This window comes from Curtobacterium sp. VKM Ac-2889 (assembly GCF_015350855.1).
Taxonomy (GTDB): Bacteria; Actinomycetota; Actinomycetes; order Actinomycetales; family Microbacteriaceae; genus Curtobacterium; species Curtobacterium poinsettiae.
This window is the reverse complement of the sequence record NZ_JADKSC010000002.1, coordinates 207,082-228,446: the sequence shown is the minus strand read 5'-3', so window position 1 is coordinate 228,446 and position 21,365 is coordinate 207,082. Positions and strand designations below refer to the sequence as shown.

17 protein-coding genes and 2 tRNA genes are annotated in these 21,365 nt (G+C 69.7%); 12 read left to right on the top strand and 7 right to left on the bottom strand.

All coding sequences use genetic code 11. From position 1 onward, the window contains the following. The first annotated feature begins 23 nt into the window (after nucleotides 1–23). The 5 genes from ITJ50_RS06915 to ITJ50_RS06895 are packed head-to-tail and all read left to right on the top strand — an operon-like array spanning nucleotide 24 to nucleotide 7,305. The gene (locus ITJ50_RS06915) at nucleotides 24–902 is read left to right on the top strand and encodes a carbohydrate ABC transporter permease (protein ID WP_017886011.1); all 879 of its coding nucleotides are present in this window, start codon (nucleotides 24–26) and stop codon (nucleotides 900–902) included. Continuing rightward, nucleotides 899–1,885: a carbohydrate ABC transporter permease gene (locus ITJ50_RS06910; RefSeq protein ID WP_323749890.1), complete on the top strand. Its 987-nt coding sequence runs from the start codon at nucleotides 899–901 to the stop codon at nucleotides 1,883–1,885. The genes ITJ50_RS06915 and ITJ50_RS06910 overlap by 4 nt, the downstream gene beginning before the upstream one ends. Continuing rightward, on the top strand, nucleotides 1,885–3,246 hold the full coding sequence (locus ITJ50_RS06905) for a glycoside hydrolase 5 family protein (protein ID WP_194590192.1): 1,362 nt from the start codon (nucleotides 1,885–1,887) through the stop codon (nucleotides 3,244–3,246). Before ITJ50_RS06910 ends, ITJ50_RS06905 begins: the two co-directional genes overlap by 1 nt. Nucleotides 3,247–3,260: 14 nt before the next feature. After that, nucleotides 3,261–6,281: an alpha-mannosidase gene (locus ITJ50_RS06900; RefSeq protein WP_194590191.1), complete on the top strand. Its 3,021-nt coding sequence runs from the start codon at nucleotides 3,261–3,263 to the stop codon at nucleotides 6,279–6,281. A gap of 52 nt (nucleotides 6,282–6,333) precedes the next feature. Then, nucleotides 6,334–7,305: an endo-beta-N-acetylglucosaminidase H gene (locus ITJ50_RS06895; protein ID WP_194590190.1), complete on the top strand. Its 972-nt coding sequence runs from the start codon at nucleotides 6,334–6,336 to the stop codon at nucleotides 7,303–7,305. A 453-nt stretch (nucleotides 7,306–7,758) separates the two neighbouring features. Here the strand turns inward: ITJ50_RS06895 and ITJ50_RS06890 are convergent. After that, nucleotides 7,759–7,829, bottom strand: a tRNA-Gly gene (locus ITJ50_RS06890). Between the two features lie 54 nt (nucleotides 7,830–7,883). On the opposite strand from ITJ50_RS06890, the gene ITJ50_RS06885 reads away from it, so the two are divergent. From ITJ50_RS06885 to ITJ50_RS06865, 5 genes are all read left to right on the top strand, one after another. Further along, a complete protein-coding gene (locus tag ITJ50_RS06885; protein WP_194590189.1) occupies nucleotides 7,884–8,159 on the top strand; it encodes a hypothetical protein in 276 nt (91 codons plus the stop codon). A 94-nt stretch (nucleotides 8,160–8,253) separates the two neighbouring features. Then, nucleotides 8,254–8,330, top strand: a tRNA-Pro gene (locus ITJ50_RS06880). 53 nt (nucleotides 8,331–8,383) lie between these two features. Next, entirely contained in the window at nucleotides 8,384–9,691 is a 1,308-nt protein-coding gene (gene tig, locus ITJ50_RS06875) for a trigger factor (RefSeq protein ID WP_017886005.1), read from the top strand. 167 nt (nucleotides 9,692–9,858) lie between these two features. Continuing rightward, complete coding sequence (locus tag ITJ50_RS06870) at nucleotides 9,859–10,488, top strand: ATP-dependent Clp protease proteolytic subunit (protein ID WP_035807635.1); 630 nt, start codon at nucleotides 9,859–9,861, stop codon at nucleotides 10,486–10,488. 26 nt (nucleotides 10,489–10,514) lie between these two features. Beyond that, a complete protein-coding gene (locus tag ITJ50_RS06865) occupies nucleotides 10,515–11,174 on the top strand; it encodes an ATP-dependent Clp protease proteolytic subunit (protein WP_031259232.1) in 660 nt (219 codons plus the stop codon). 63 nt (nucleotides 11,175–11,237) lie between these two features. Here the strand turns inward: ITJ50_RS06865 and ITJ50_RS06860 are convergent, their stop codons facing one another. Then, complete coding sequence (locus ITJ50_RS06860) at nucleotides 11,238–11,846, bottom strand: copper resistance CopC family protein (RefSeq protein ID WP_194590188.1); 609 nt, start codon at nucleotides 11,844–11,846, stop codon at nucleotides 11,238–11,240. Between the two features lie 50 nt (nucleotides 11,847–11,896). Beyond that, nucleotides 11,897–12,631 carry a YcnI family protein gene (locus ITJ50_RS06855; protein ID WP_194590187.1) on the bottom strand — a complete coding sequence of 245 codons (735 nt, stop codon included), beginning with the start codon at nucleotides 12,629–12,631 and terminating at the stop codon, nucleotides 11,897–11,899. Between the two features lie 236 nt (nucleotides 12,632–12,867). Here ITJ50_RS06855 and clpX point away from each other — a divergent pair, with 236 nt between their 5' ends. Further along, nucleotides 12,868–14,148 carry an ATP-dependent Clp protease ATP-binding subunit ClpX gene (gene clpX / locus ITJ50_RS06850; RefSeq protein ID WP_017886000.1) on the top strand — a complete coding sequence of 427 codons (1,281 nt, stop codon included), beginning with the start codon at nucleotides 12,868–12,870 and terminating at the stop codon, nucleotides 14,146–14,148. Between the two features lie 204 nt (nucleotides 14,149–14,352). Here the strand turns inward: clpX and ITJ50_RS06845 are convergent, their stop codons facing one another. Continuing rightward, nucleotides 14,353–16,377, bottom strand: a complete 2,025-nt coding sequence (locus tag ITJ50_RS06845; RefSeq protein WP_194590186.1) for a M3 family metallopeptidase — start codon at nucleotides 16,375–16,377, stop codon at nucleotides 14,353–14,355. Nucleotides 16,378–16,477: 100 nt separating this feature from the next. Continuing rightward, on the bottom strand, nucleotides 16,478–17,059 hold the full coding sequence (locus tag ITJ50_RS06840) for a TetR/AcrR family transcriptional regulator (protein WP_194590185.1): 582 nt from the start codon (nucleotides 17,057–17,059) through the stop codon (nucleotides 16,478–16,480). Between the two features lie 122 nt (nucleotides 17,060–17,181). On the opposite strand from ITJ50_RS06840, the gene ITJ50_RS06835 reads away from it, so the two are divergent. Further along, nucleotides 17,182–18,021 (top strand): alpha/beta fold hydrolase, encoded by an 840-nt coding sequence (locus tag ITJ50_RS06835; RefSeq protein ID WP_056071380.1) that lies wholly within the window; start codon nucleotides 17,182–17,184, stop codon nucleotides 18,019–18,021. A gap of 133 nt (nucleotides 18,022–18,154) precedes the next feature. On the opposite strand, the gene ITJ50_RS06830 is transcribed toward ITJ50_RS06835, so the two are convergent. After that, nucleotides 18,155–18,406 (bottom strand): hypothetical protein, encoded by a 252-nt coding sequence (locus ITJ50_RS06830; protein ID WP_194590184.1) that lies wholly within the window; start codon nucleotides 18,404–18,406, stop codon nucleotides 18,155–18,157. 65 nt (nucleotides 18,407–18,471) lie between these two features. Beyond that, nucleotides 18,472–21,066 carry a valine--tRNA ligase gene (valS, locus tag ITJ50_RS06825; RefSeq protein WP_056071378.1) on the bottom strand — a complete coding sequence of 865 codons (2,595 nt, stop codon included), beginning with the start codon at nucleotides 21,064–21,066 and terminating at the stop codon, nucleotides 18,472–18,474. Between the last annotated feature and the right edge of the window lie 299 nt (nucleotides 21,067–21,365).

The window sequence follows — 21,365 nt, the reverse complement described above, 5'->3', positions numbered from 1 at the left end:
ACGAAGGAAGAGGGAGGATCGCCATGCGCGCCAACCGCTGGTACACACCCTGGTTGCTCGTCCTGCCGGCACTGATCTGGCTCGTCGCGTTCAGCCTGTGGCCATCGATCAACACGGTGCGGCTGTCGTTCACGAACGCCAGCCCGCTCGGCGGCGTCAGCCAGTGGGTGGGGGTCAAGAACTTCGAGACCCTGCTCGCCGACCCGCAGGTGTGGGAGGCGCTGCTCAACAGCGTCATCTACATGGCGGTGTGCCTGCCGCTGCTGACGGTCCTCCCGCTCCTCATCGCGGTGCTCGTGCAGCAGAAGCTGCCCGGGATCGCGTTCTTCCGCACCGCGTTCTACACGCCGGTCATCGCGTCCGCGGTGGTCGTCGGGCTCATCTGGACGTGGATCCTCGACGACCGCGGTGTCATCAACGAGATGGCGCAGGCCCTCGGCGTCGTGCAGGGCAGCGTCCCGTTCCTGACCGACCGGTGGCTGCTGCTCCTCAGCGCCATCAGCCTGACGGTGTGGAAGGGGCTCGGCTACTACATGATCATCTTCCTGGCTGCCCTCGGGAACGTCGGCAAGGACCTGCACGAGGCCGCCGCCCTCGACGGCGCCGGCGCGGTCCGACGTTTCTGGTCGGTCACGATGCCCGGGGTCCGCGGCACCATGACGCTCGTCGGGATCCTGGTGTGCGTCTCTGCGCTCCGGGTGTTCAGCGAGCTCTACATCCTCACCAACGGCACCGGCGGGCCCGGCGGGCAGGACAACTCGCTCGTCATGCTCATCCAGCAGTACGCCCGCGGCTTCACCGGCAACCTCGGCTACGCGTCCGCACTGAGCCTCCTGCTCTTCGTCGTGACGCTCGTGCCGATGCTCGCCCTCGCCCGGATGAACAGCAAGGCGGACAAGTGACGAACACGACCAGCACGACCGAACCCGTCATCGGCGGCGCGCAGGGTGCCGCCAGCCCGACGCCGGACGTGACCGGCGCGACGGGCGCTGGACGGGCCTCCAGGCGGAACGGACGGGGCGGACACGACGGACGCAAGCGGCGCCGCGCGGTCTGGGGCGTCATGTCCACCCGCGAGAAGGTGGTCCGCTACGTCCTGCTCATCGTGGTGCTCTTCATCACGATCGGCCCGTTCCTGTGGCAGCTGTCCACGTCGCTCAAGGGCGCCGGTGAGGACATCTACACGGCGAACCCGTCGTTCATCCCGTCCGAACCGACCATCGAGAACTACCTGAAGGTCGCCGCCGCGATCCCGGTGTGGCGGTACATCGGCAACTCGCTGCTCGTCGCCGCGATCGACGTGCTCGGCAACATCGTGTTCGCGACCCTGGCCGGCTTCGCCCTCGCCCGTCTGCAATGGCGGCACCGGAAGCTCGTGCTCGGCCTGTTCCTCGGCACCCTGGTGCTGCCCGGCGAGGCGACGATCATCTCGCAGTTCGTCACCGTGAAGGACCTCGGCCTCGCCGACAACCTGGTCGGCGTCGCCCTGCCCGGCATGATCGCGGCGCTCAACGTCTTGCTCATGTTCAACGCGTTCCGGCAGATCCCCGAGGAGATCGACCAGGCCGCGGTGATGGACGGCGCGAACGCGATGCAACGTCTGCGCTACATCTCGCTGCCCGCTGTGCAGGGGACTATCGCGGTCATCGCGATCTTCTCGTTCATCGGCGCGTGGGACGACTTCCTCTGGCCGCTCATCGTGCTGCAGTCGCCCGAGAACCTCACCCTGACCGTCGGGTTGCAGTACCTGCAGGGCACGTTCGCCACCGACCAGCGGATGATCGCGGCCGGCACCATGATCGCCTTCATCCCGATCGCCGTGATCTTCGCCGTCCTGCAGCGCTTCTTCTTCAAGGGCGTCGAAGAGGGCGGTGTGAAGGGCTGATGCGCTTCGGGGTCAACTACACGCCCTCGGTCGGCTGGTTCCACTCGTGGCTCGACTTCTCGCGGTCGGACACCGCCAGGGACCTCGAGGCCATCGCGTCGATCGGCGCCGACCACGTGCGGATCTTCCCGCTCTGGCCGGTCGTCCAGCCGAACCGGACCCTCATCCGGCAGCAGGCCCTCGACGACGTCGCGACGGTCGTCGACCTCGCCGGCTCGTTCGGGCTCGACGTCAACGTGGACGCGCTGCAGGGGCACCTGTCGAGCTTCGACTTCGTGCCGTCCTGGCTGGACAGCTGGCACCGCCGCAACATGTTCACCGACCCGGACGTGGTCGCGTCGACAGCCGCGTACGTCCGGGCGCTCACCGGAGCGGTCGCCGACAAGCCCAACCTGCTCGGCATCACCATCGGCAACGAGGTCAACCAGTTCGCGCACGCGCCGCACCCCGCCCCGCACGCCGTCACGGCGGAGCAGGGGCACGCGTGGGCGGCGGCGATGGTCGCGGCGGCGCGAGCGGGGCTGGGATCTGGTCTGGAGGCGCGGCTCGGCGCCGCCTCGTCGGTCCCGTCCGCCACCGGGTCGCGTCCCGGGCCCCTGGTCACCGTCGCGCAGTACGACGCGGCCTGGTACGACGACGCCCAGCCCTTCGGCCCCGAGCACGCGGCGGACCACGGCGACGCAACGGTCACGCACTCGTGGGTGTTCAACGGCTCGGCGGCCCTGCACGGCGCCCTCGGGCCCGGGTCGGTGCGGCACGGGGAGTACCTGCTCCAGCTCGCCGCGGCCTGGAACCGCGACGCCGCCCGGCCGAACTGGCTGCAGGAGGTCGGCGCCCCCACCAACGTCGTCGACCCCGCCGACGCCGCCGCGTTCACCGAGCAGACCATCCGGCACGTCCTCGACACGCAGCACGTGCTCGGGGTGACGTGGTGGTGCTCCCACGACGTCGCGCGGTCCCTCGCCGACTTCCCCGAGCTCGAGTACGACCTCGGGCTGTTCACGAACGACGGACGCCTGAAGCCCGTCGGCGAGGCGTTCGCCGCCCTCGCCCGTGCCGAGCACACCCGCGACGCCCCCGCAGCACCGCCGGCCACCGCACTCGTCCTCGACGACGTGCTGACCGACGGCACCGACCACCACGGCACCCGCGCCGACTGCGCCCCCGGCGGGCGGTTCGCCGCCGCCTGGCTCGCGCTGGCCGAGGCCGCGCCGGACGGCCGCGGCCCCCAGGTCGTCCTGCGCTCCCGACTGTCCGACACGGCACTGCTGGCCGACCGTGGCATCGACCGCTGCGTCGACGTGCCGTCCGACCTCGACACCACCACCGTCCGCGTCGCCCACCCCGCGACCACGCCCTGACCCCGGAAGGCCCCATGCACGACGACATCCCCCTCACCACCGGACGCGCCCGACGGGTGCTCGACGAGCGGATCACCTCCGCGGTGCACGCCACGGCGACGCCGCTCGACGTTGCCTGGCACGAGCTCCCCGGTGAGCCGATCGCCCCCGCCGAGGGACTCGCGCTCACGTTCGAGCCCTACGAGGTCGGCACCCCGTGGGGCGCGGCCTGGGGCACGACGTGGTTCCGGCTGACCGGGACCGTGCCGACCGAGTGGGCCGGGCACCGGGTGGAGGCCGTGATCGACCTGGGCTTCGACAAGAACATGCCCGGGTTCCAGTGCGAGGGGCTCGTGTACCTGGCCGACGGCACCCCCGTGAAGTCGATCAACCCGCGCAACCAGTGGGTCCTGGTCACCGAACGGGCCGAGGGTGGCGAGACCGTCGAACTGTTCGTCGAGGCCGCGTCGAACCCCGTCCTGCTCGACTACCACCCCTTCCTGCCGACGCAGGAGGGCGACGTGCAGACCTCGTCCTCGAAGCGCCTCTACGCCACCCGCCGGATCGAGCTCGCCGTCTTCGAGTCCGAGGTGCACGAACTCGCCCTCGACATCGACGTCCTGCTCGAACTGCAGGCCGAGCTGCCCGCCGGACCCCGACGCATGCGGATCCTGCAGGCCCTCGACGACGCCCTCGACGCGCTCGACCTGCAGCACATCCCGGAGACCGCCGGAGACGCCCGTGCGGCGCTCGCCGACGTGCTCGCCGCTCCCGCCGAGGCCTCGGCGCACACGATCTCGGCCGTCGGGCACGCCCACATCGACTCCGCCTGGCTCTGGCCCGTGCGCGAGACCATCCGCAAGGTCGCCCGCACCACGTCGACCATGACCGAGCTCATCGACCAGACCGACGACTTCCTGTACGGCATGTCGAGCGCGCAGCAGTACGCGTGGATCAAGGAGCACCGCCCCGAGGTCTACGCCCGCGTCAAGGCTGCGGTCGAGGCCGGCCGGTTCCTGCCGATCGGCGGCATGTGGGTCGAGTCCGACACCGTGATGCCGACCGGCGAGAGCATCGTCCGGCAGTTCTCGCAGGGCCAGCGGTTCTTCGAGCGCGAGTTCGGCATCCGGCCCAAGGGCGTCTGGCTGCCGGACAGCTTCGGGTACTCGCCGGCGCTGCCGCAGCTCATGCGCCGCGCGGGCTTCGAGTGGTTCTTCACGCAGAAGATCTCGTGGAACCAGGTGAACAAGTTCCCGCACCACACGTTCCTGTGGGAGGGCATCGACGGGTCACGAGTGTTCTCGCACTTCCCGTCGATGGACACCTACAACTCGCGGTTGTCCGGCAGCGAGGTCGCCAAGGCCTCCCGCCAGTTCCGTGAGAACCGGGTCGCCACCGGCTCGATCGCCCCCGTCGGCTGGGGCGACGGCGGCGGTGGTACCACCCGCGAGATGACCGGCACCGCCGCACGGCTGGCCGACCTCGAGGGCAGCGCGAAGGTCCGTTGGGAGCACCCCGACACGTTCTTCGACCGGGCGAAGTCCGAGCTGCCCGACCCGCCCGTGTGGGTGGGGGAGCTGTACCTCGAGCTGCACCGCGCCACTCTGACCAGCCAGCACGGCACGAAGCAGGGCAACCGCCGGTGCGAGCAGCTGCTCATCGAGGCCGAGCTCTGGGCCGCGACCGCCGCCGCCCGCACCGACTTCGCCTACCCGTACGACGAGCTCGACGCCCTGTGGCAGCAGGTCCTGCTCCAGCAATTCCACGACATCCTGCCGGGCACCTCGATCGCATGGGTGCACCGCGAAGCGGTCGAGCGCTACGCCGAGACGGCCGCGGCGCTGACCGCGATCATCGACCGGGCGCTCTCGGCGCTCGCCGGCACCGGGGACGCGGCCGTCGTCGTGAACCCGGCCCCGTTCCTCCAGGCCGGTGCACCCGCGCAGGGTGCCGTCGTGGCGACCGACGTGGCGGCGGCGACCGCCGTGTCCCTGACCGAGCAGGACGGCGGGTACGTGCTGGCGAACGAGCTGGTGCGGGTCGTCGTCGACGCGCAGGGGCTCGTGACGAGCGCCGTGGACCTGGCGAGCGGGCGCGAGGCGATCGCGGCCGGACAGGCGGCGAACCTGCTGCAGCTGCACCAGGACTTCCCGAACATGTGGGACGCGTGGGACGTCGACCGGTACTACCGCAACCGCGTCGAGGACCTCGTGGCGACCACCGGGCTGACCGCGTCGGTCGACGAGTCCGGGGTCGCACGGGTCGTCGTGTCCCGGGCGTTCGGCGACTCGACGGTGACGCAGGAGATCGTCCTGGCGCCCGGGTCCCGCACCCTGGAGTTCGACCAGGTGACCGACTGGCACGAGACCGAGAAGTTCCTCAAGGTGGCGTTCCCGCTCGACGTCCGCGCCGAGCACACCGTCGCCGAGACGCAGTTCGGCGGGCAGAAGCGGGTGACGCACACGAACACCTCGTGGGAGGCCGCCAAGTTCGAGACCTCCATGCACCGCTACGTGCTGGTGTCCGAACCGGGCTTCGGGGTCGCGCTCGTGAACGACTCGATCCACGGCTTCGACACCACGCGCGACGCCGTCGACGGGCACGTCACCACCACCGTGCGGCTGTCGCTGCTGCGGGCACCCCGGTTCCCGGACCCCGAGACCGACCAGGGCGTGCAGACGCACCGCTACGGCATCGTCATCGGCACCGACCAGCTCGGCGCCACGTCGGCCGGCGTGCGGATGAACGCGGGCGCGCGGACGATCACCGGGGCGCACGGCTTCGACCCGCTGGTGCAGGTCTCCGGCGACGTCGTGCTGTCGAGCGTCAAGCTCGCCGACGACCGGTCCGGTGACCTGGTCGTGCGCGTCTACGAGCCGTCCGGGCAGCGGGGGACCGGGGGCATCGCGGTGTCGGCCGACGAGGCGACCTTCGGCGCTGGCGTCGAGGTGACCCTGCTCGAAGAACCGCTCGGTGACGCGTCGTCCGACGCCGATGCGTCCTCGTTCGCCGTCGACGCTTACGAGGTCCGCACCTTCCGGTTCCCGCGCAACTGACCGACCGACTGACCGACTGACCGCCCGCCCGTCCCACCCAAGGAGGAACCACATGAAGCAGTCCACAAAGTTCAGCATCGCGACCGCACTGGTCGCCATGCTCGCGGCGCCACTGGTGCCCGCCGCAGCGTCCGCGGCGCCCTCCTCGTCCGGATCGAGCCACGGGCACGGCCACGGTGCGTCCCACGGCGGCGGCCACGGTCACGGTCACGGGCACCACACTGCGCCCACCAAGTCGGGGCCGACGAGCATCGCCTACGTCGAGGTGAACAACGACGAGCTCGCCAACGTCGGCCGGTACACGCTGGAGAACGGCGCGAACGCGTTCGACGTGGCGATCATCTTCGCCGCGAACATCAACTACGAGGACGGCAAGGCGGTGCTGTACAACAACGAGAACGTGCAGCGGACCCTCGACCAGGCCGCCACGCAGATCCGACCGCTGCAGGCCAAGGGCATCAAGGTGACGCTGTCGGTGCTCGGCAACCACCAGGGCGCCGGCCTGGCGAACTTCCCGACGAAGGCCGCGGCACGGGACTTCGCGGCGCAGGTCTCGGCGACGGTGAAGAAGTACGGACTCGACGGCGTCGACCTGGACGACGAGTACTCGGACTACGGCGTGAACGGCACCCCGCAGCCGAACCAGCAGTCCATCGGCTGGCTCATCAGCGCCCTGCGTGCGGACATGCCGGGCAAGATCATCTCGTTCTACGACATCGGCCCGTCGTCCGACGCCCTGAAGACCGCGAGCCCGTCGATCGGCAAGCAGCTCGACTACGCCTGGAACCCGTACTACGGCACCTACACGGCGCCGACGATCCCGGGCCTGCCGAAGTCGAAGCTGTCCGCCGCCGCGGTCGACATCCAGAACACCCCGCAGGCCACCGCGGTGTCGCTCGCACAGCGCACGAAGGCCGACGGGTACGGCGTCTTCATGACGTACAACCTGCCGGGAGGCGACGAGTCCGCGTACGTCTCCTCCTTCACCAAGGTGCTCTACGGACAGGACGCGTCGTACCGCTGACGCGTCCGTCCTGACGGCGGCTCGCGCCCCGTGTTCCCCGGCTCCGGCCTGGAGGCGCGGGGCGCGTCCGTCGTCCGGGTCCCGCTGTTCCGGGGGAGGCCCCAGTTCGTCCTCGCCCGTGACGGTTCCGGTTCGCTGACGTCGGGGATCGTGAACCGGAACCGTCATCCACCGAGAACGAATCCCATCCCGGCGCACTCGACGCCGCGGCCGTACGATGCTGTTCCCACGATGCCCACCCACGTGATGATCGGTACCCGACGACGGGTACGTTGCGCGCGCTGGCTTGTGGTCTGGCGGGTTCTGGATGGTGGCGAGATGCACGGTGCGCACGTGTCCACACCGTGCGGAGTTGATCGCTCGGTGTGCCGGAACGACATCGCACAGAGCGACCCACCGCGCACGGGCCGAAGAACACCGCACCGTGCGGCGACGGCAGGAAGGGACGAAGAGAGGGGATGACGGGAATCGAACCCGCGTAGCCAGTTTGGAAGACTGGGGCTCTACCATTGAGCTACATCCCCGCGCCTGCGCACCAGGCGCAGCCCGACCATCGTAGCGGACGAACGAGCACCGACATGCCGACGCGCGTCATCCCGAAGCCGGCCGCCGGCGCAGAACGCACGATCCGCTGGTCGCGGGTGGTCTCGTACGTGCTGGTGCTCCTCGCCGCCGCGGTCCTGTCCCTGCGCCCCGACCTGTTCGGCGACCCGCAGTCGCAGCCCGCGCATGCGCTGCTGCACGTCTGGCGGATCGTCGTCGGGCTGCTGCTCGCGGTGGCCGCTCTGGGGGTCCAGGTGGTCGTCGGGATCCGGTGGCGGCGGGGTCTCCGACGCGCCGCGGAGGACGACTGAGCAACCCCCGGGAACAGTGCGCCGTCGGACCGCTAGACTCACCGGGGTCGCATGCGCCCCTCGGTGTGTGCGGCTGATCCCTGGCACGAACCAACGGGGCGTAGCTCAGCTTGGTAGAGCGCCCGCTTTGGGAGCGGGAGGTCGCAGGTTCAAATCCTGTCGCCCCGACCAGGTCCTCCGAGCACCACCGACCACACGAACGTCAACCAACAGGAGAACATCCCTTGGCCACCAGCACCGTCGACAAGGTGAGCGACACCCGCGTCAAGCTCACCGTGAACGTGACGCCGGACGATCTCAAGCCGAGCATCGACCACGCCTACAAGCACATCGCCGAGCAGATCAACATCCCCGGCTTCCGCAAGGGCAAGGTCCCGCCCGCGATCGTCGACCAGCGTGTCGGCCGCGGCGAGGTCCTGAACCACGCCGTCGGTGACGCCATCGACAACTTCTACCGCCAGGCGGTCGAAGAGCAGGAGCTGCGCATCCTCGGCCGTGCCGAGGCCGACGTCGCCGAGCTGCCGAACGTCGCGGACTTCACCGGCGACCTCGTCCTCACCTTCGAGGTCGACGTCCGCCCCGAGTTCGACCTGCCGGACTACTCCTCGTACGAGCTCACCGTCGACGCCGTCGAGGTGTCGGACGACGAGATCGAAGAGGAGCTGCAGAACCTGCGCACCCGCTTCGGCACGCTCGTGACGGTGGACCGTCCGGCGAAGACCGGCGACTTCGCGCAGATCGACCTCACCGCCAGCATCGGCGACGACGAGGTCGACTCGGCCACCGGCGTCTCCTACGAGATCGGCTCCGGCGACCTGCTCGAGGGCATCGACGAGGCGCTCGAGTCCCTGACCGCCGGCGAGTCGACGAACTTCGAGTCGAAGCTCGTCGGTGGCGACCGCGAGGGCGAGACCGCCCAGATCGCCGTCACCGTCACCGCCGTCAAGGAGCGCGAGCTCCCCGAGGCCGACGACGAGTTCGCCCAGATCGCCAGCCAGTTCGACACCATCGACGAGCTCAAGGCGGACCTGAAGGAGCAGATCGCGAAGTCCAAGACCTTCGGTCAGGGCGCCGCGGCTCGCGACAAGCTCGTCGAGAAGCTCACCGAGGACGTCAACATCCCGATCTCGGAGCAGCTCATCGCCGACGAGGTGCACCGTCACCTCGAGCAGGAGAACCGCCTCGAGGACGAGGAGCACCGCAAGGAGGTCTCCGAGTCCAGCGAGACCGCCTTCCGCTCGCAGATCCTCCTCGACGCGATCGCCGAGAAGGAAGAGATCCAGGTCTCGCAGGAGGAACTGACCCAGTACCTCATCCAGGCCGCCGCGCAGTACGGCATGGAGCCGGCCGAGTTCATCAAGGTCATCGACCAGAACGGCCAGATCCCCGGCATGGTCGGCGAGGTCGCCCGCTCGAAGGCGGTCGCGACCGTCCTGTCCAAGGTGACCGTCAAGGACACCAACGGCGACGCCGTCGACCTGTCCGCCTTCACGGCGGGCGTCGCGCAGGAGCCGGCAGGGGACGCCGAGTAACGATCTCGACGCCACCAGTACGACAGACGGGAGGCGCGGTGCCAGCTGGCACCGCGCCTCCCGTCCGTATTTCCGCACCACCGCATTGCTGTCGGCGAACAGACGAGAACTGGTGCGTTGCACCCGATAAGTTCGACAACAAGCGACAACTGAACGGGAGCTTTTCCATGGCCGAAGCAACACTGAACCCCAGTGTTTTTGACCGCCTTCTGAGAGACCGGATCGTGTGGCTCGGCTCCGAGGTCCGCGACGACAACTCGAACGAGATCGCAGCCAAGCTGCTGCTGCTCGCCGCCGAGGACCCTGAGAAGGACATCTACCTCTACATCAACTCGCCCGGTGGTTCGATCACCGCCGGCATGGCGATCTACGACACGATGCAGTTCGTCCCGAACGACATCGTCACCGTGGGCATCGGCCTCGCCGCGTCGATGGGACAGTTCCTGCTGTCCTCCGGCACGCCCGGCAAGCGCTACATCACGCCGAACGCGCGCGTGCTGCTCCACCAGCCCTCCGGCGGCTTCGGCGGCACCGCTGCCGACATCCAGACGCAGGCCAAGGTCATCCTCGACATGAAGCAGCGCATGGCGGAGCTCACGGCCGAGCAGACCGGCAAGTCGGTCGAGCAGATCCTCAAGGACAACGACCGCGACAACTGGTTCACGGCCCAGGAAGCGCTCGAGTACGGCTTCGTCGACCACCTCCGCGCCTCGAGCGCCGAGGTCATCGGCGGTGGTGGCACCGTCGGCGACGGCGAGACGCCCACCAGCGCAGCCGAGCCCGACGCCCAGTCCTGATCACCACCGAAGAAAAGGAAACGAGAATGCATCTCCCCATGCTCGGTGGCGCGCAGAACGTCCCGGCTCCGTCCAATCGGTACATCCTGCCGAGCTTCGAAGAGCGCACGGCCTACGGCTACAAGCGCCAGGACCCGTACGCCAAGCTCTTCGAGGACCGCATCGTGTTCCTCGGCGTGCAGGTCGACGACGCGTCGGCTGACGACGTCATGGCCCAGCTGCTCGTGCTCGAGTCGATGGACCCCGACCGCGACATCGTGATGTACATCAACTCGCCCGGTGGCTCGTTCACCGCGATGACGGCGATCTACGACACGATGCAGTACATCCGTCCGCAGATCCAGACGGTCTGCCTCGGCCAGGCTGCCTCGGCTGCGTCGGTGCTGCTCGCCGGTGGCACCCCCGGCAAGCGCCTCGCGCTGCCGAACGCCCGTGTGCTGATCCACCAGCCCGCGACCCAGCAGGGTGGCGGTCAGGCGTCCGACATCGAGATCCAGGCGGCGGAGATCCTCCGCATGCGCACCTGGCTCGAGGAGACGCTGTCGAAGCACTCCAACAAGACGCCGGCGGAGATCAACCACGACATCGAGCGCGACAAGATCATGTCCGCGCAGGAAGCCGTGGAGTACGGCCTGATCGACCAGGTCCTCACCAGCCGCAAGAACCTGCCGGCGCTCGTCAAGTAGCTCCAGCAGGAACGACGAAGGCCCCGCACCGAACGGTGCGGGGCCTTCGTCGTTGCGTTGTGGCTAGTCGTCGGTGTCGTCGGACTCCGGGGCCGGCTTGCGGCGCAGGAGCAGCAACACCGCGACCACCACGCCGACGAGCACGATGCCACCGGCGCCGATCCAGATCGCGTCGGACGCGGCCGAGTCGCTCGACCCCGAGGCCGTACCGGTCGTGGTGTCCGATCCGCCGTCGTCGGCACCCGCGGTGGCGCAGGTCGGGGGTTTCGCCGCGCCCGATGCCGGGGTGAAGCCCGACGGTGCCTTCCACGTGAAGGGGTACTCGTCGGACACGGTGTGGCCGTCGGCGGAGACGATCTGCCACTCGACGGTGTACTTGCCGGAGTCGCCGAGTGCGGCGGCCGTGGTCATCGACGGCCCCTCGACGTCGACGCAGCCGTCCTCGTAGTACCGGCCGTCGGGCCCGACGATGCGGAACGCGAAGCCCGACCCCGATCCGCCGATGTCGAGCAGCTTGTCGTTCGTCGTGATGTCGAAGTCCTCGGGCAGCTCGGTGAGCGTGCCGCGGACCTCCGGGTCGGACGAGATCAGGTAGTTGTGCGCGCTGGCGGGACCGGCGAGCCCGAGGACCGCACCACCGGCGATCGCGACGGCCGCGGCGGTCCCGGCCACGAGCCTCCGGGCAGAGGACCGCTGGCGGGACCGACGCGGGCCGCGCTGCGTCACTTGGTGGAGCTCCGACGACGCGTGCCGGCGACGGCGACGACCAGGGCGACGGCGCCGAGCACCAGGCCGCCGAGGCCGAGGAAGCGACCGACCAGGTCGGGGTCGCTCGAGGCGGTCGTGCTGGCAGCCTCGGTCGTCGGGGTCGCGGCGATCGGGTCGCCGTCGTCGTCCGTCGGCTCGGCGGCGGTCAGGGTGATCGAGGGCGCCGGGTGCTCGGGCTCGGCTTCGCCGGCCTGCTGCTCCTGGTTCCACTCGACGCTGCCCTTCTCGCAGGTCTGGATCGCGGGGAACTCGACCAGGTCGCCGGCCTTGCCGTCCGGCAGCGAGAACGAGAGCGCGAAGGTGTCGCGCTCGTCGGCGGGCAGCGGGGTCTTCGCGGTGTACGTGACGCTCGTGACGCGCTCGGCGGCCGTCTCGGCGTGGTCCTCGTCGGAGGCCGAAGCCGAGGCCGACGGGTCGGTGTAGGGCTCGGTCGCCTTCGTGATCTTCCAGTTCGGGTTCACGGTGGGCGTGACCTCGATGACGGACTCCGGCACCTGGAACTCGATCTTCGTGGTGGGGGAGCCGTCGCAGCCGTGCGGGACCGAGAAGGTCGCCGTGGTGTACGAGTCCGCGGCGGTCGACGTGGCCGTCGCGGACACGTGCGCGCTGGCCGCCGTGGCACTGCCGAGGACGATGACGGCTGCGACGCCGAGGGTGACGGCGCCGCCGGCGGCGAGACGCTTCTGCATGGGGTTCCTTCCGGGGTGGTTCTGCGCGTGTTGTTCTACAAGTTGTAGAGAAGTCCGGATCACCGTAGCAGGCTCGCACGCCCTGGGCGAACGCGCTGCGCGATTGCGGAGGGGCATCGCGGTCGGTGTCACCGGTTGCGGTTAGGCTCGTGTCCACGACGAGGTGCCCACCAGCAGCGGTGCACCAGCGGTGGTGCGACAGCGCGGCCGGCATGTCCAATCAGGGAGGCACGGGAATGGCACGCATCGGAGAGAGCGGCGATCTCCTCAAGTGCTCGTTCTGCGGCAAGAGCCAGAAGCAGGTCCAGCAGCTCATCGCCGGACCGGGCGTCTACATCTGCGACGAGTGCGTCGAGCTCTGCAACGAGATCATCGAGGAACGTCTGGCCGAAGCCGGCGAGGACACCTCGAGCGGGGACTTCGAACTGCCCAAGCCGCGGGAGATCTTCGACTTCCTGCAGGAGTACGTCATCGGGCAGGACCCGGCGAAGCGCGCCCTCGCCGTGGCCGTCTACAACCACTACAAGCGCATCCGCGCGCAGGGGCAGATCACCGCCGCCGAAGACCGCGACGACATCGAGATCGCCAAGTCGAACATCCTGCTCATCGGCCCGACCGGCTGTGGCAAGACGTACCTGGCGCAGACCCTGGCCAAGCGCCTCAACGTGCCGTTCGCCGTCGCCGACGCCACCGCCCTGACCGAGGCCGGCTACGTCGGTGAAGACGTCGAGAACATCCTCCTCAAGCTGATCCAGGCCGCCGACTACGACGTGAAGCGTGCCGAGACCGGCATCATCTACATCGACGAGGTCGACAAGATCGCCCGCAAGGCCGAGAACCCGTCGATCACCCGCGACGTCTCCGGCGAAGGCGTGCAGCAGGCGCTGCTCAAGATCCTCGAGGGGACGGTCGCCTCGGTCCCGCCGCAGGGCGGTCGCAAGCACCCGCACCAGGAGTTCATCCAGATCGACACGACGAACGTGCTGTTCATCGTGGCCGGTGCCTTCGCCGGGCTCGAGGACATCGTGTCCTCGCGCGTCGGCAAGCGCGGGATCGGCTTCGGAGCGCCCCTGCACAGTGCGACCGACCACCAGGACCTGTACTCCGAGGTCCTGCCGGAAGACCTGCACAAGTTCGGCCTGATCCCCGAGTTCATCGGTCGTCTGCCCGTCGTCACCACGGTGTCGCAGCTCGACCAGGCGGCGCTCATGCAGATCCTGACCGAGCCGAAGAACGCGCTGGTCAAGCAGTACCAGCGGATGTTCCAGATCGACGGCGTCGAGCTCGAGTTCGACCAGGGCGCGCTCGAGGCCATCGCGGACCTCGCGGTGCTGCGCCAGACGGGTGCCCGCGGGCTCCGCGCGATCCTCGAAGAGGTCCTCGGCCCGGTGATGTTCGACGTCCCGTCCGACGACGACGTCGCCCGCGTGGTCATCACCCGCGAGTCCGTGCTCGAGAACGCCGCCCCGACGATCGTGCCGCGGCCCCGGGCCAAGCGCGTCGAGAAGTCGGCGTAGCGCTCCGTTCGCAACGAAGCCCCGCACCGGATCGGTGCGGGGCTTCGTCGTGCTCGGGCGGTCGGCGCGGCCCGCGGATCGACGTCTGGTTCTTCCCATGACGGCTGCGACGGAAAGCGAGATCGGGCGTACCTGGTCGGGAGTTCCGACCGGGTACGCCCGATTCGTCGCGGTACGCCCGGAAGCGCCCGGTCCCGCAGCGCCCTACTCGAGCCCGCGGCGCCGCAGCAGCGGGCCGACCTCGGCGTCGCGGCCGCGGAAGTCCCGGTACGCCTCGAGCGGGTCCTTCGCGCCGCCGACCCCGAGCAGCCGTTCCGCGAAGCGTCGACCGGCCGCACGGTCCAGCCCGCCGTTGTCGCGGAACCACTCCACCGTGTCGGCGTCGAGCACCTCGGACCAGATGTATCCGTAGTAGCCGGCGTCGTACCCACCCGAGAACGTGTGGGCGAAGTACGTCGAGGAGTACCGCGGTGGCACGGCCTCGACGGCGATGCCGGCGGCTGCCAAGGCGTCCCGCTCGAACGCCTCGACGTCCGTCACCGCGGCCGCCTCGGCAGCCGACAGTCGGTGCCACGCCTGGTCGAGCAGTGCGGCGGCCAGGTACTCGGTCGTGCCGAATCCCTCGTTGAACCCCTCGGACTCGCTGAGCCCCAGGACCAGCTCGGGCGGCAGGGGAGCCCCGGTCTCGTGGTGCTTCGCGTAGTTCGCCAGCACCGACGGCCACGACACCCACATCTCGTTCACCTGGCTCGGGAACTCGACGAAGTCCCGCTCGACGTTGGTGCCGGAGAACCGCGGGTAGGTGGTGCGGGCGATGAGGCCGTGCAGGGCGTGCCCGAACTCGTGGAAGAGCGTCTGCACCTCGTCCTGGATGAGCAGCGTGGGGGAGCCGGCAGCGGGCTTCGCGACGTTGAGGTTGTTCACCACGACGGGCAGGGTGCCGAGGAGCTCGGACTGCTCGACGACCGGGTTCATCCACGCGCCGCCGCGCTTGCCGTCGCGTGTGTACAGGTCGAGCAGGTACAGGCCGACGGGCTCGTCGTCGTCGCCGGTGACCTCGAAGACCCGGACCTCGTCGTTGTAGCCGTGCAGGTCCGGGCGCTCCGTGAAGGTCAGGCCGTACAGGGCGCCGGCGGCGTGGAAGACCCCGTCGTGCAGGACCCGGTCCGCCTCGAAGTACGGGCGGAGTGCGGTGCTGTCCGCGGCGAACTGCTCCCCGCGCAGGATCTCGGTCGCGTACGCCCAGTCCCACGACTCGACGTCGAAGCCGACCGTGCGGGAACGGACGGCTCGTTCGTCGTCGGCGTTCCGGGCGGCGGCACCGACGAGCGAGGACAGCAGGCCGTCGACGGCCTCGGGGGTCTTGGCGGTCTCGTCGGCGGTGACGACGGCGGCGTGGTTCGGGAACCCGAGCAGCTCGGCGCGTTCGGCACGGAGCCGGACGATCCGGAGCAGCACGTCGCGGTTGTCGTACTGGTTGCCCCGACGACCGCGGGCGAGTGAAGCCCGCATGATCCGCTCGCGCAGGGCACGGTTCGCCAGCGACGACAGCCACGGGTGTCCGGTGTAGAGCAGCAGCGTGATGAGCCAGCCGTCCAGGCCACGGTCGGCGGCGGCTCCGGCAGCGGCGGACTTCGCGCCGTCGTCGAGCCCCTCGAGCTCGTCCTCGCTCGTCACGTGCACGGCGGAGTCGTTGGTGTCCTCGAGCAGGTTCCGCTCGAAGGTCGTCGTGAGGGTCGAGAGTTCCTGGTTGATCGCGGTCAGACGCTCCTTGCCCGCGTCGTCGAGCCCGGCGCCCGCCAGGGTCATCTCGGCGTGGGTCCGCTCGACCAGGCGGAGCGCTTCGCCCTCCAGACCCGCGGCGGAAGCGCCGTCGAGCACCTCCTGCACCCGTGCGTACAGGCGTGCGTCGAGCGTGATCGCGTCGCGGTGGGCGGCGAGGAGCGGTGAGATCTCGGCCTCGAGGTCGTGCAGCTCCGGGGTCGAGTCGGCCGACGACAGCGTGAAGAACACGTGGCTGACGCGGGCCAGCAGCTGCCCGGACCGCTCGAGTGCGATCAGGGTGTTCTCGACCGTCGGGGCGTGGGGGTCGGTGGCGATGGCCTCGACCTCGGCGCGCTGCTCGGCCATGCCGGCTTCGAACGCCGGTCGGTAGTGCTCGAGTCGCACGTCGCCGAAGGGCGGCAGGGTGTAGGGGAGGGTGCTCGGGACGTCGAACGGGGTTGCCATGGCAACCACCCTACGGACGTCGCGCCGCGACGGGGCGGACGGGAGGCCCGTGGCGGGCTGGCCCCGTGCCTCCCGTCCGCCGTGTCGGTGCGGTCGCGTGTCAGCGCATCGCGGCGTCGATCAGGGTCACCGCGGCGCGGCGCGCGTGCGCGGCGGGCACCGTGGTGCCCGCGATGGCGGCGGTGGTCTGCGCGCCCTCGGCGAGCAGCGCGAGCTGGGCGGCGAGTTCCTCGGCGTGCTCGGGGTCGGCGACGACCTCGGCGGTGAGCTGCTGCACGAACCGCTGGAACGAGTCCTTGTGCTCACGCGCGATCTCGGCGACCGCGGGCGAGGTCGCGCCGAGTTCACCGAAGGCGTTGATGAACCCGCAGCCGCGGAAGGTGTCGTCGCCGAACCACGACTCCAGGAAGTCGTAGACCGCGAGCAGCTTGTCGCGCGGGCTGGCGGCGGCCTCGACCGCACCGTGCACGCCCTGCTCCCACATGTCGTGCCGACCGGCGAGCACCGCGGCGATGAGCTGCTCCTTGCCGGGGAACGCTGCGTAGAGCTTCTTCAGCGAGACGCCTGCGCCCGTGCGGATCTCGTCCATCCCCACCGACTGGATCCCGCGCGTGTAGAACAGCTCGTCCGCGACCTCGACGATGTGCGCTCGGACGCCCGGTTCGACGGTGCTGGCGACCATGTGTGTACCCCGTTCCCTGAGTGTTCACCGTTCTCGAGTTGCGGCGGGAACGGGCGTTCTCTACTGTAGTCCACATCGGCAGAGAACGATCGTTCTCTGCGAAGTTCAGGGAAGGAACGACCATGGGTGCCATCACCGTCGGAACCGAGAACAGCGTCGACATCGAGCTCCACTACGAGGACAAGGGCCAGGGGCAGCCGATCGTGCTGATCCACGGGTTCCCCCTCGACGGCAACTCGTGGGAGGGGCAGGTCCCGATGCTCCTCGAGGCCGGCTACCGCGTCATCACGTACGACCGCCGTGGCTTCGGCCGGTCCTCGCAGCCGTCCACCGGCTACGACTACGACACCTTCGCCGACGACCTGCACACCGTCCTCGAGACCCTCGACCTGCGCGACGTGATCCTGGTCGGCTTCTCGATGGGCACCGGCGAGATCGCCCGCTACATCGGCCGACACGGTGAGGACCGGATCGCCAAGGTCGCGTTCCTCGCCTCGCTCGAGCCGTTCCTCGCCATCACCGACGACAACCCCGACGGCGCCGGCCCGATGTCGTTCTTCGAGGGCATCGCCGCCGACGTGGCGAAGGACCGCTACGCGTACTTCACGAACTTCTACCAGGACTTCTTCAACCTGTCGGAGAACCTCGGCACCCGCATCTCCGAGGAGCAGGTGCGCAACGCCTGGAACGTCGCGGCCGGTTCCGGTTCGATCGCGTCCGCGGCAGCACCCCTGACCTGGCCGACCGACTTCCGCCAGGACATCCCGAAGGTCACCGTCCCCGCCCTGATCGTGCACGGCACGTCGGACAACATCCTGCCCATCGACGCCACCGGCCGACGCTTCACGAAGGCCCTGCCCGCTGCGGAGTACGTCGAGATCGAGGGCGCCCCGCACGGCCTGCTCACCACGCACACCGCCGAGGTGAACGAGGTCCTCGCCACCTGGCTCGCCGAGTCCTGATCCCTCGGCCATCACGCGGGCGCGCCCCGGTGGGGGCGCCCGCATCGTGAGCAGAAATGGTCGGGTCCCCGGTGGGGACCCGACCATTTCTGCTCACCAAGCGAACTGCGGCGCCGCGCAGCACGCGGCCGCGCTAGTCCTCTTCGCCCGCGTCGTCGGGGTTCGTGACCTGGGCGTGCCCGGCGTCGTCGAGGTGGATCGAGGTGCCGTCGTCGAGCTCGACGATCGGCTTGCCCTCCAGGAACGTCAGGGTCCACCCCCACGTCGCCGTGTCGACGGACTCCGCCGCCAGCTCGTCCTCGACGCCCCGCACGGCGACGGCCATCGCCTCGGGCAGTCGCGCAGGCGGCTCCCCACCCACGTTCCAGCGTGTGCCCAACTGCATCCGTGCCTCCTGTCCGGTGGTGGACGGGCCGGGTCGCCGAGGCGACCCGACCCGGATGACCGACGTTACGCCTGCTGCTCCGCGAGCTCGATCTCGGTGACTGCGAGCTCGTCGCCGTCGACGAACGACAGGTTCTCGATGCGGCCGACGGCCGCCAGGTCGACCGCCGCGCGCTCGATGAGCACCCGCGTCTCGGCCGGTGCCGCGACGACGGCACGCGTCACGGGCGTCTTCTGGGACGCCTTCGCCGCCGTCTTCGCACCGCGGATCCCGATGAGCGCCTGTCCGACGGCTGCGAGCAGCCCGGTGGGGGCCGCGTCGGTGGGCAGGTCGGCAGCGGTCGGCCAGGAGGCCCGGTGCACGCTGGTGTCGTGGGTCCAGGCCCACACCTCTTCCGTCGCGTACGGCAGGAACGGTGCCAGCAGTCGGAGCAGCACGTCGATCGCGCCGCGCAGCGCCAGCACCGCGCTCGCCTGCGTCTCGTGCGTCGCGTCGGACGCGGTGCCGTAGGCGCGCTCCTTCACGAGCTCGAGGTAGTCGTCGCAGAACGTCCAGAAGAAGCGCTCGGTGATCTCGAGGGCACGGGCGTGGTCGAACCCGTCGAACGCGGCGGTGGCCTGCTCGACGACCGCGCCGAGCTCGGCGAGCATGTCGACGTCGAGGGCCTCGGTGACGCTCGTGGCGCCCTCGGGCAGCGGGAAGCCGTAGACGAACTTCGCCGCGTTGAGCACCTTGATCGCCAGACGACGACCGACCTTGATCTGCTTCGGGTTCTGCGGGTCGAACGCCGCGTCGGTGCCGAGCTTGGACGAGGCCGCCCAGTAGCGGACCGCGTCGGCACCGTGCTGCTCGAGGATGGACAGCGGCGTGACGACGTTGCCCTTCGACTTCGACATCTTCTTGCGGTCGGGGTCGACGATGAAGCCGGAGATGCTGGCGTGCTTCCACGGCACCACGTCGGCCTCGAGCTGGCTGCGGAGCACGGTCGTGAAGAGCCACGTCCGGATGATGTCCTGCGCCTGCGGGCGGACGTCGTACGGGTACACCAGGTCGTAGAGCGCCGGGTCGGTCTCCCACTTGCCCGCGAGCTGCGGGGTCAGCGACGAGGTCGCCCAGGTGTCCATGACGTCGAGCTCGCCCTGGAACCCGCCGGCGACGCCGCGCTGGTCCTCGGTGAAGCCGGGGGCGGGCTCGGAGGCCGGATCGACGGGCAGCTGCGCCTCGGTCGGCACGATCGGCTGGTCGAACACCGGGTTGCCGTCGGCGTCGAGCGGGTACCAGACCGGCAGCGGCACGCCGAAGAAGCGCTGGCGCGAGATGAGCCAGTCACCGGACAGGCCGCCGACCCAGTTGTCGTAGCGGACGCGCATGAAGTCCGGGTGGAACGCGATCTCCTCGCCGCGCTGGCGGAGCGTGCTCTTCAGCTGCTCGTCGCGAGCACCGTTGACGATGTACCACTGGCGGGTCGACACGATCTCGAGGGGCTTGTCGCCCTTCTCGAAGAACTTCACCGGGTGCTGGATGGTCTTGACGTCACCGATCAGCTCGCCCGACTCGGTGAGCGCGTCGACGACGACCTTCTTGGCCGAGAACACGGTCTTGCCGGCCATCTCGGCGTAGAGCTCCTGGCCCTTCGCGGACTCGATCCATGCGGGCTCGTCGGAGCGCACGCGGCCGTCGAAGCCGATGATCGCGCGGTTCGGCAGCTGCAGCTCGCGCCACCACACGACGTCGGTGGTGTCACCGAAGGTGCAGACCATCGCGATGCCGGCGCCCTTGTCCTTCTGCGCCAGGTGGTGTGCGAGCACCGGGACCTCGACGTCGAACAGGGGGGAGCGCACCGTGGTGCCGAAGAGGTCCTGGAACCGCTCGTCGTCCGGGTGTGCCACCAGGGCGACGCAGGCCGGCAGGAGCTCCGGGCGGGTGGTCTGGATGACGACGTCGTCCCCACCGTCGGTGCGGTGGAAGGCGATGCCGTGGTACGCGCCGGGCATCTCCTTGTCCTCGAGCTCGGCCTGCGCGACCGCGGTGCGGAACGTGACGTCCCACAGGGTCGGGGCGTCGGCCTGGTAGGCCTCGCCGCGCTCGAGGTTGCGCAGGAAGGCGCGCTGGGCGCTCGCTCGTGAGGTGTCGTCGATGGTGCGGTACGACTGGGTCCAGTCGACCGACAGGCCGAGCGTGCGGAAGAGCTCCTCGAACTGCTGCTCGTCCTGCACGGTCAGGCGCTCGCACAGCTCGATGAAGTTGCGGCGCGACACGGGCAGCTGGTCGGCGGCCTTCGAGGACTTGCCGTCACCGCCCTCGAACGGCGGCGTGAAGTCGGGGTCGTACGGCAGGGTCGGGTCGCAGCGGACGCCGTAGTAGTTCTGCACGCGACGCTCGGTCGGCAGGCCGTTGTCGTCCCAGCCCATCGGGTAGAAGACGTGCTTGCCGCGCATCCGCTCGAACCGGGCCTTGAGGTCGGTGTGCGTGTACGAGAACACGTGCCCGATGTGCAGCGAACCGGAGGCGGTCGGCGGCGGGGTGTCGATCGACCAGACGGCGTCGCGGTGACCGGCGGCGTCGCGGTCGAAGCGGTACGTGCCGTCCTGCTCCCAGACGGGCCCCCAGACCTGCTCCAGTCCGTCGACGCTGGGCTTCTCGGGCATGGGTTTGGTCATGGTGCGCCTTCCGTCCGTGTGTGCGGCACCGAGTCCGTGATGAGGTGCCTGAGTGTTGCGCGCCTGACGCGCGGTGCCCCAATCGTAGCGGCCGCGCACGCGTCCTGAGCCGGGCCGCGGGGCGTCCGCGGCCCGCTGCCGACCGGGACTTACCACACCGACCTGTCGGACACGCCAAGAGCCTGCTAGTCTGTCGGAGTTTGTCCGGCGAACGCAGGGTTCGCAGGAGCTGCAACGTCGCCGTCCGCCGGACGCCCGAAGGAAGCACCGCACCCCGGAGGAACGACTTGGCACCGAAC

Bases quoted from the DNA above. Each gene is read 5' to 3' on its own strand.
- ITJ50_RS06845 (WP_194590186.1), bottom strand. From the start codon at position 16,377: ATGGCAACCCCGTTCGACGTCCCGAGCACCCTCCCCTACACCCTGCCG.
- ITJ50_RS06865 (WP_031259232.1), top strand. From the start codon at position 10,515: ATGCATCTCCCCATGCTCGGTGGCGCGCAGAACGTCCCGGCTCCGTCC.
- ITJ50_RS06840 (WP_194590185.1), bottom strand. From the start codon at position 17,059: ATGGTCGCCAGCACCGTCGAACCGGGCGTCCGAGCGCACATCGTCGAG.
- ITJ50_RS06855 (WP_194590187.1), bottom strand. From the start codon at position 12,631: ATGCAGAAGCGTCTCGCCGCCGGCGGCGCCGTCACCCTCGGCGTCGCA.
- clpX (WP_017886000.1), top strand. From the start codon at position 12,868: ATGGCACGCATCGGAGAGAGCGGCGATCTCCTCAAGTGCTCGTTCTGC.
- ITJ50_RS06885 (WP_194590189.1), top strand. From the start codon at position 7,884: ATGCCGACGCGCGTCATCCCGAAGCCGGCCGCCGGCGCAGAACGCACG.
- valS (WP_056071378.1), bottom strand. From the start codon at position 21,066: ATGACCAAACCCATGCCCGAGAAGCCCAGCGTCGACGGACTGGAGCAG.
- ITJ50_RS06895 (WP_194590190.1), top strand. From the start codon at position 6,334: ATGAAGCAGTCCACAAAGTTCAGCATCGCGACCGCACTGGTCGCCATG.
- ITJ50_RS06870 (WP_035807635.1), top strand. From the start codon at position 9,859: ATGGCCGAAGCAACACTGAACCCCAGTGTTTTTGACCGCCTTCTGAGA.
- ITJ50_RS06835 (WP_056071380.1), top strand. From the start codon at position 17,182: ATGGGTGCCATCACCGTCGGAACCGAGAACAGCGTCGACATCGAGCTC.
- ITJ50_RS06900 (WP_194590191.1), top strand. From the start codon at position 3,261: ATGCACGACGACATCCCCCTCACCACCGGACGCGCCCGACGGGTGCTC.
- ITJ50_RS06830 (WP_194590184.1), bottom strand. From the start codon at position 18,406: ATGCAGTTGGGCACACGCTGGAACGTGGGTGGGGAGCCGCCTGCGCGA.
- ITJ50_RS06915 (WP_017886011.1), top strand. From the start codon at position 24: ATGCGCGCCAACCGCTGGTACACACCCTGGTTGCTCGTCCTGCCGGCA.
- ITJ50_RS06905 (WP_194590192.1), top strand. From the start codon at position 1,885: ATGCGCTTCGGGGTCAACTACACGCCCTCGGTCGGCTGGTTCCACTCG.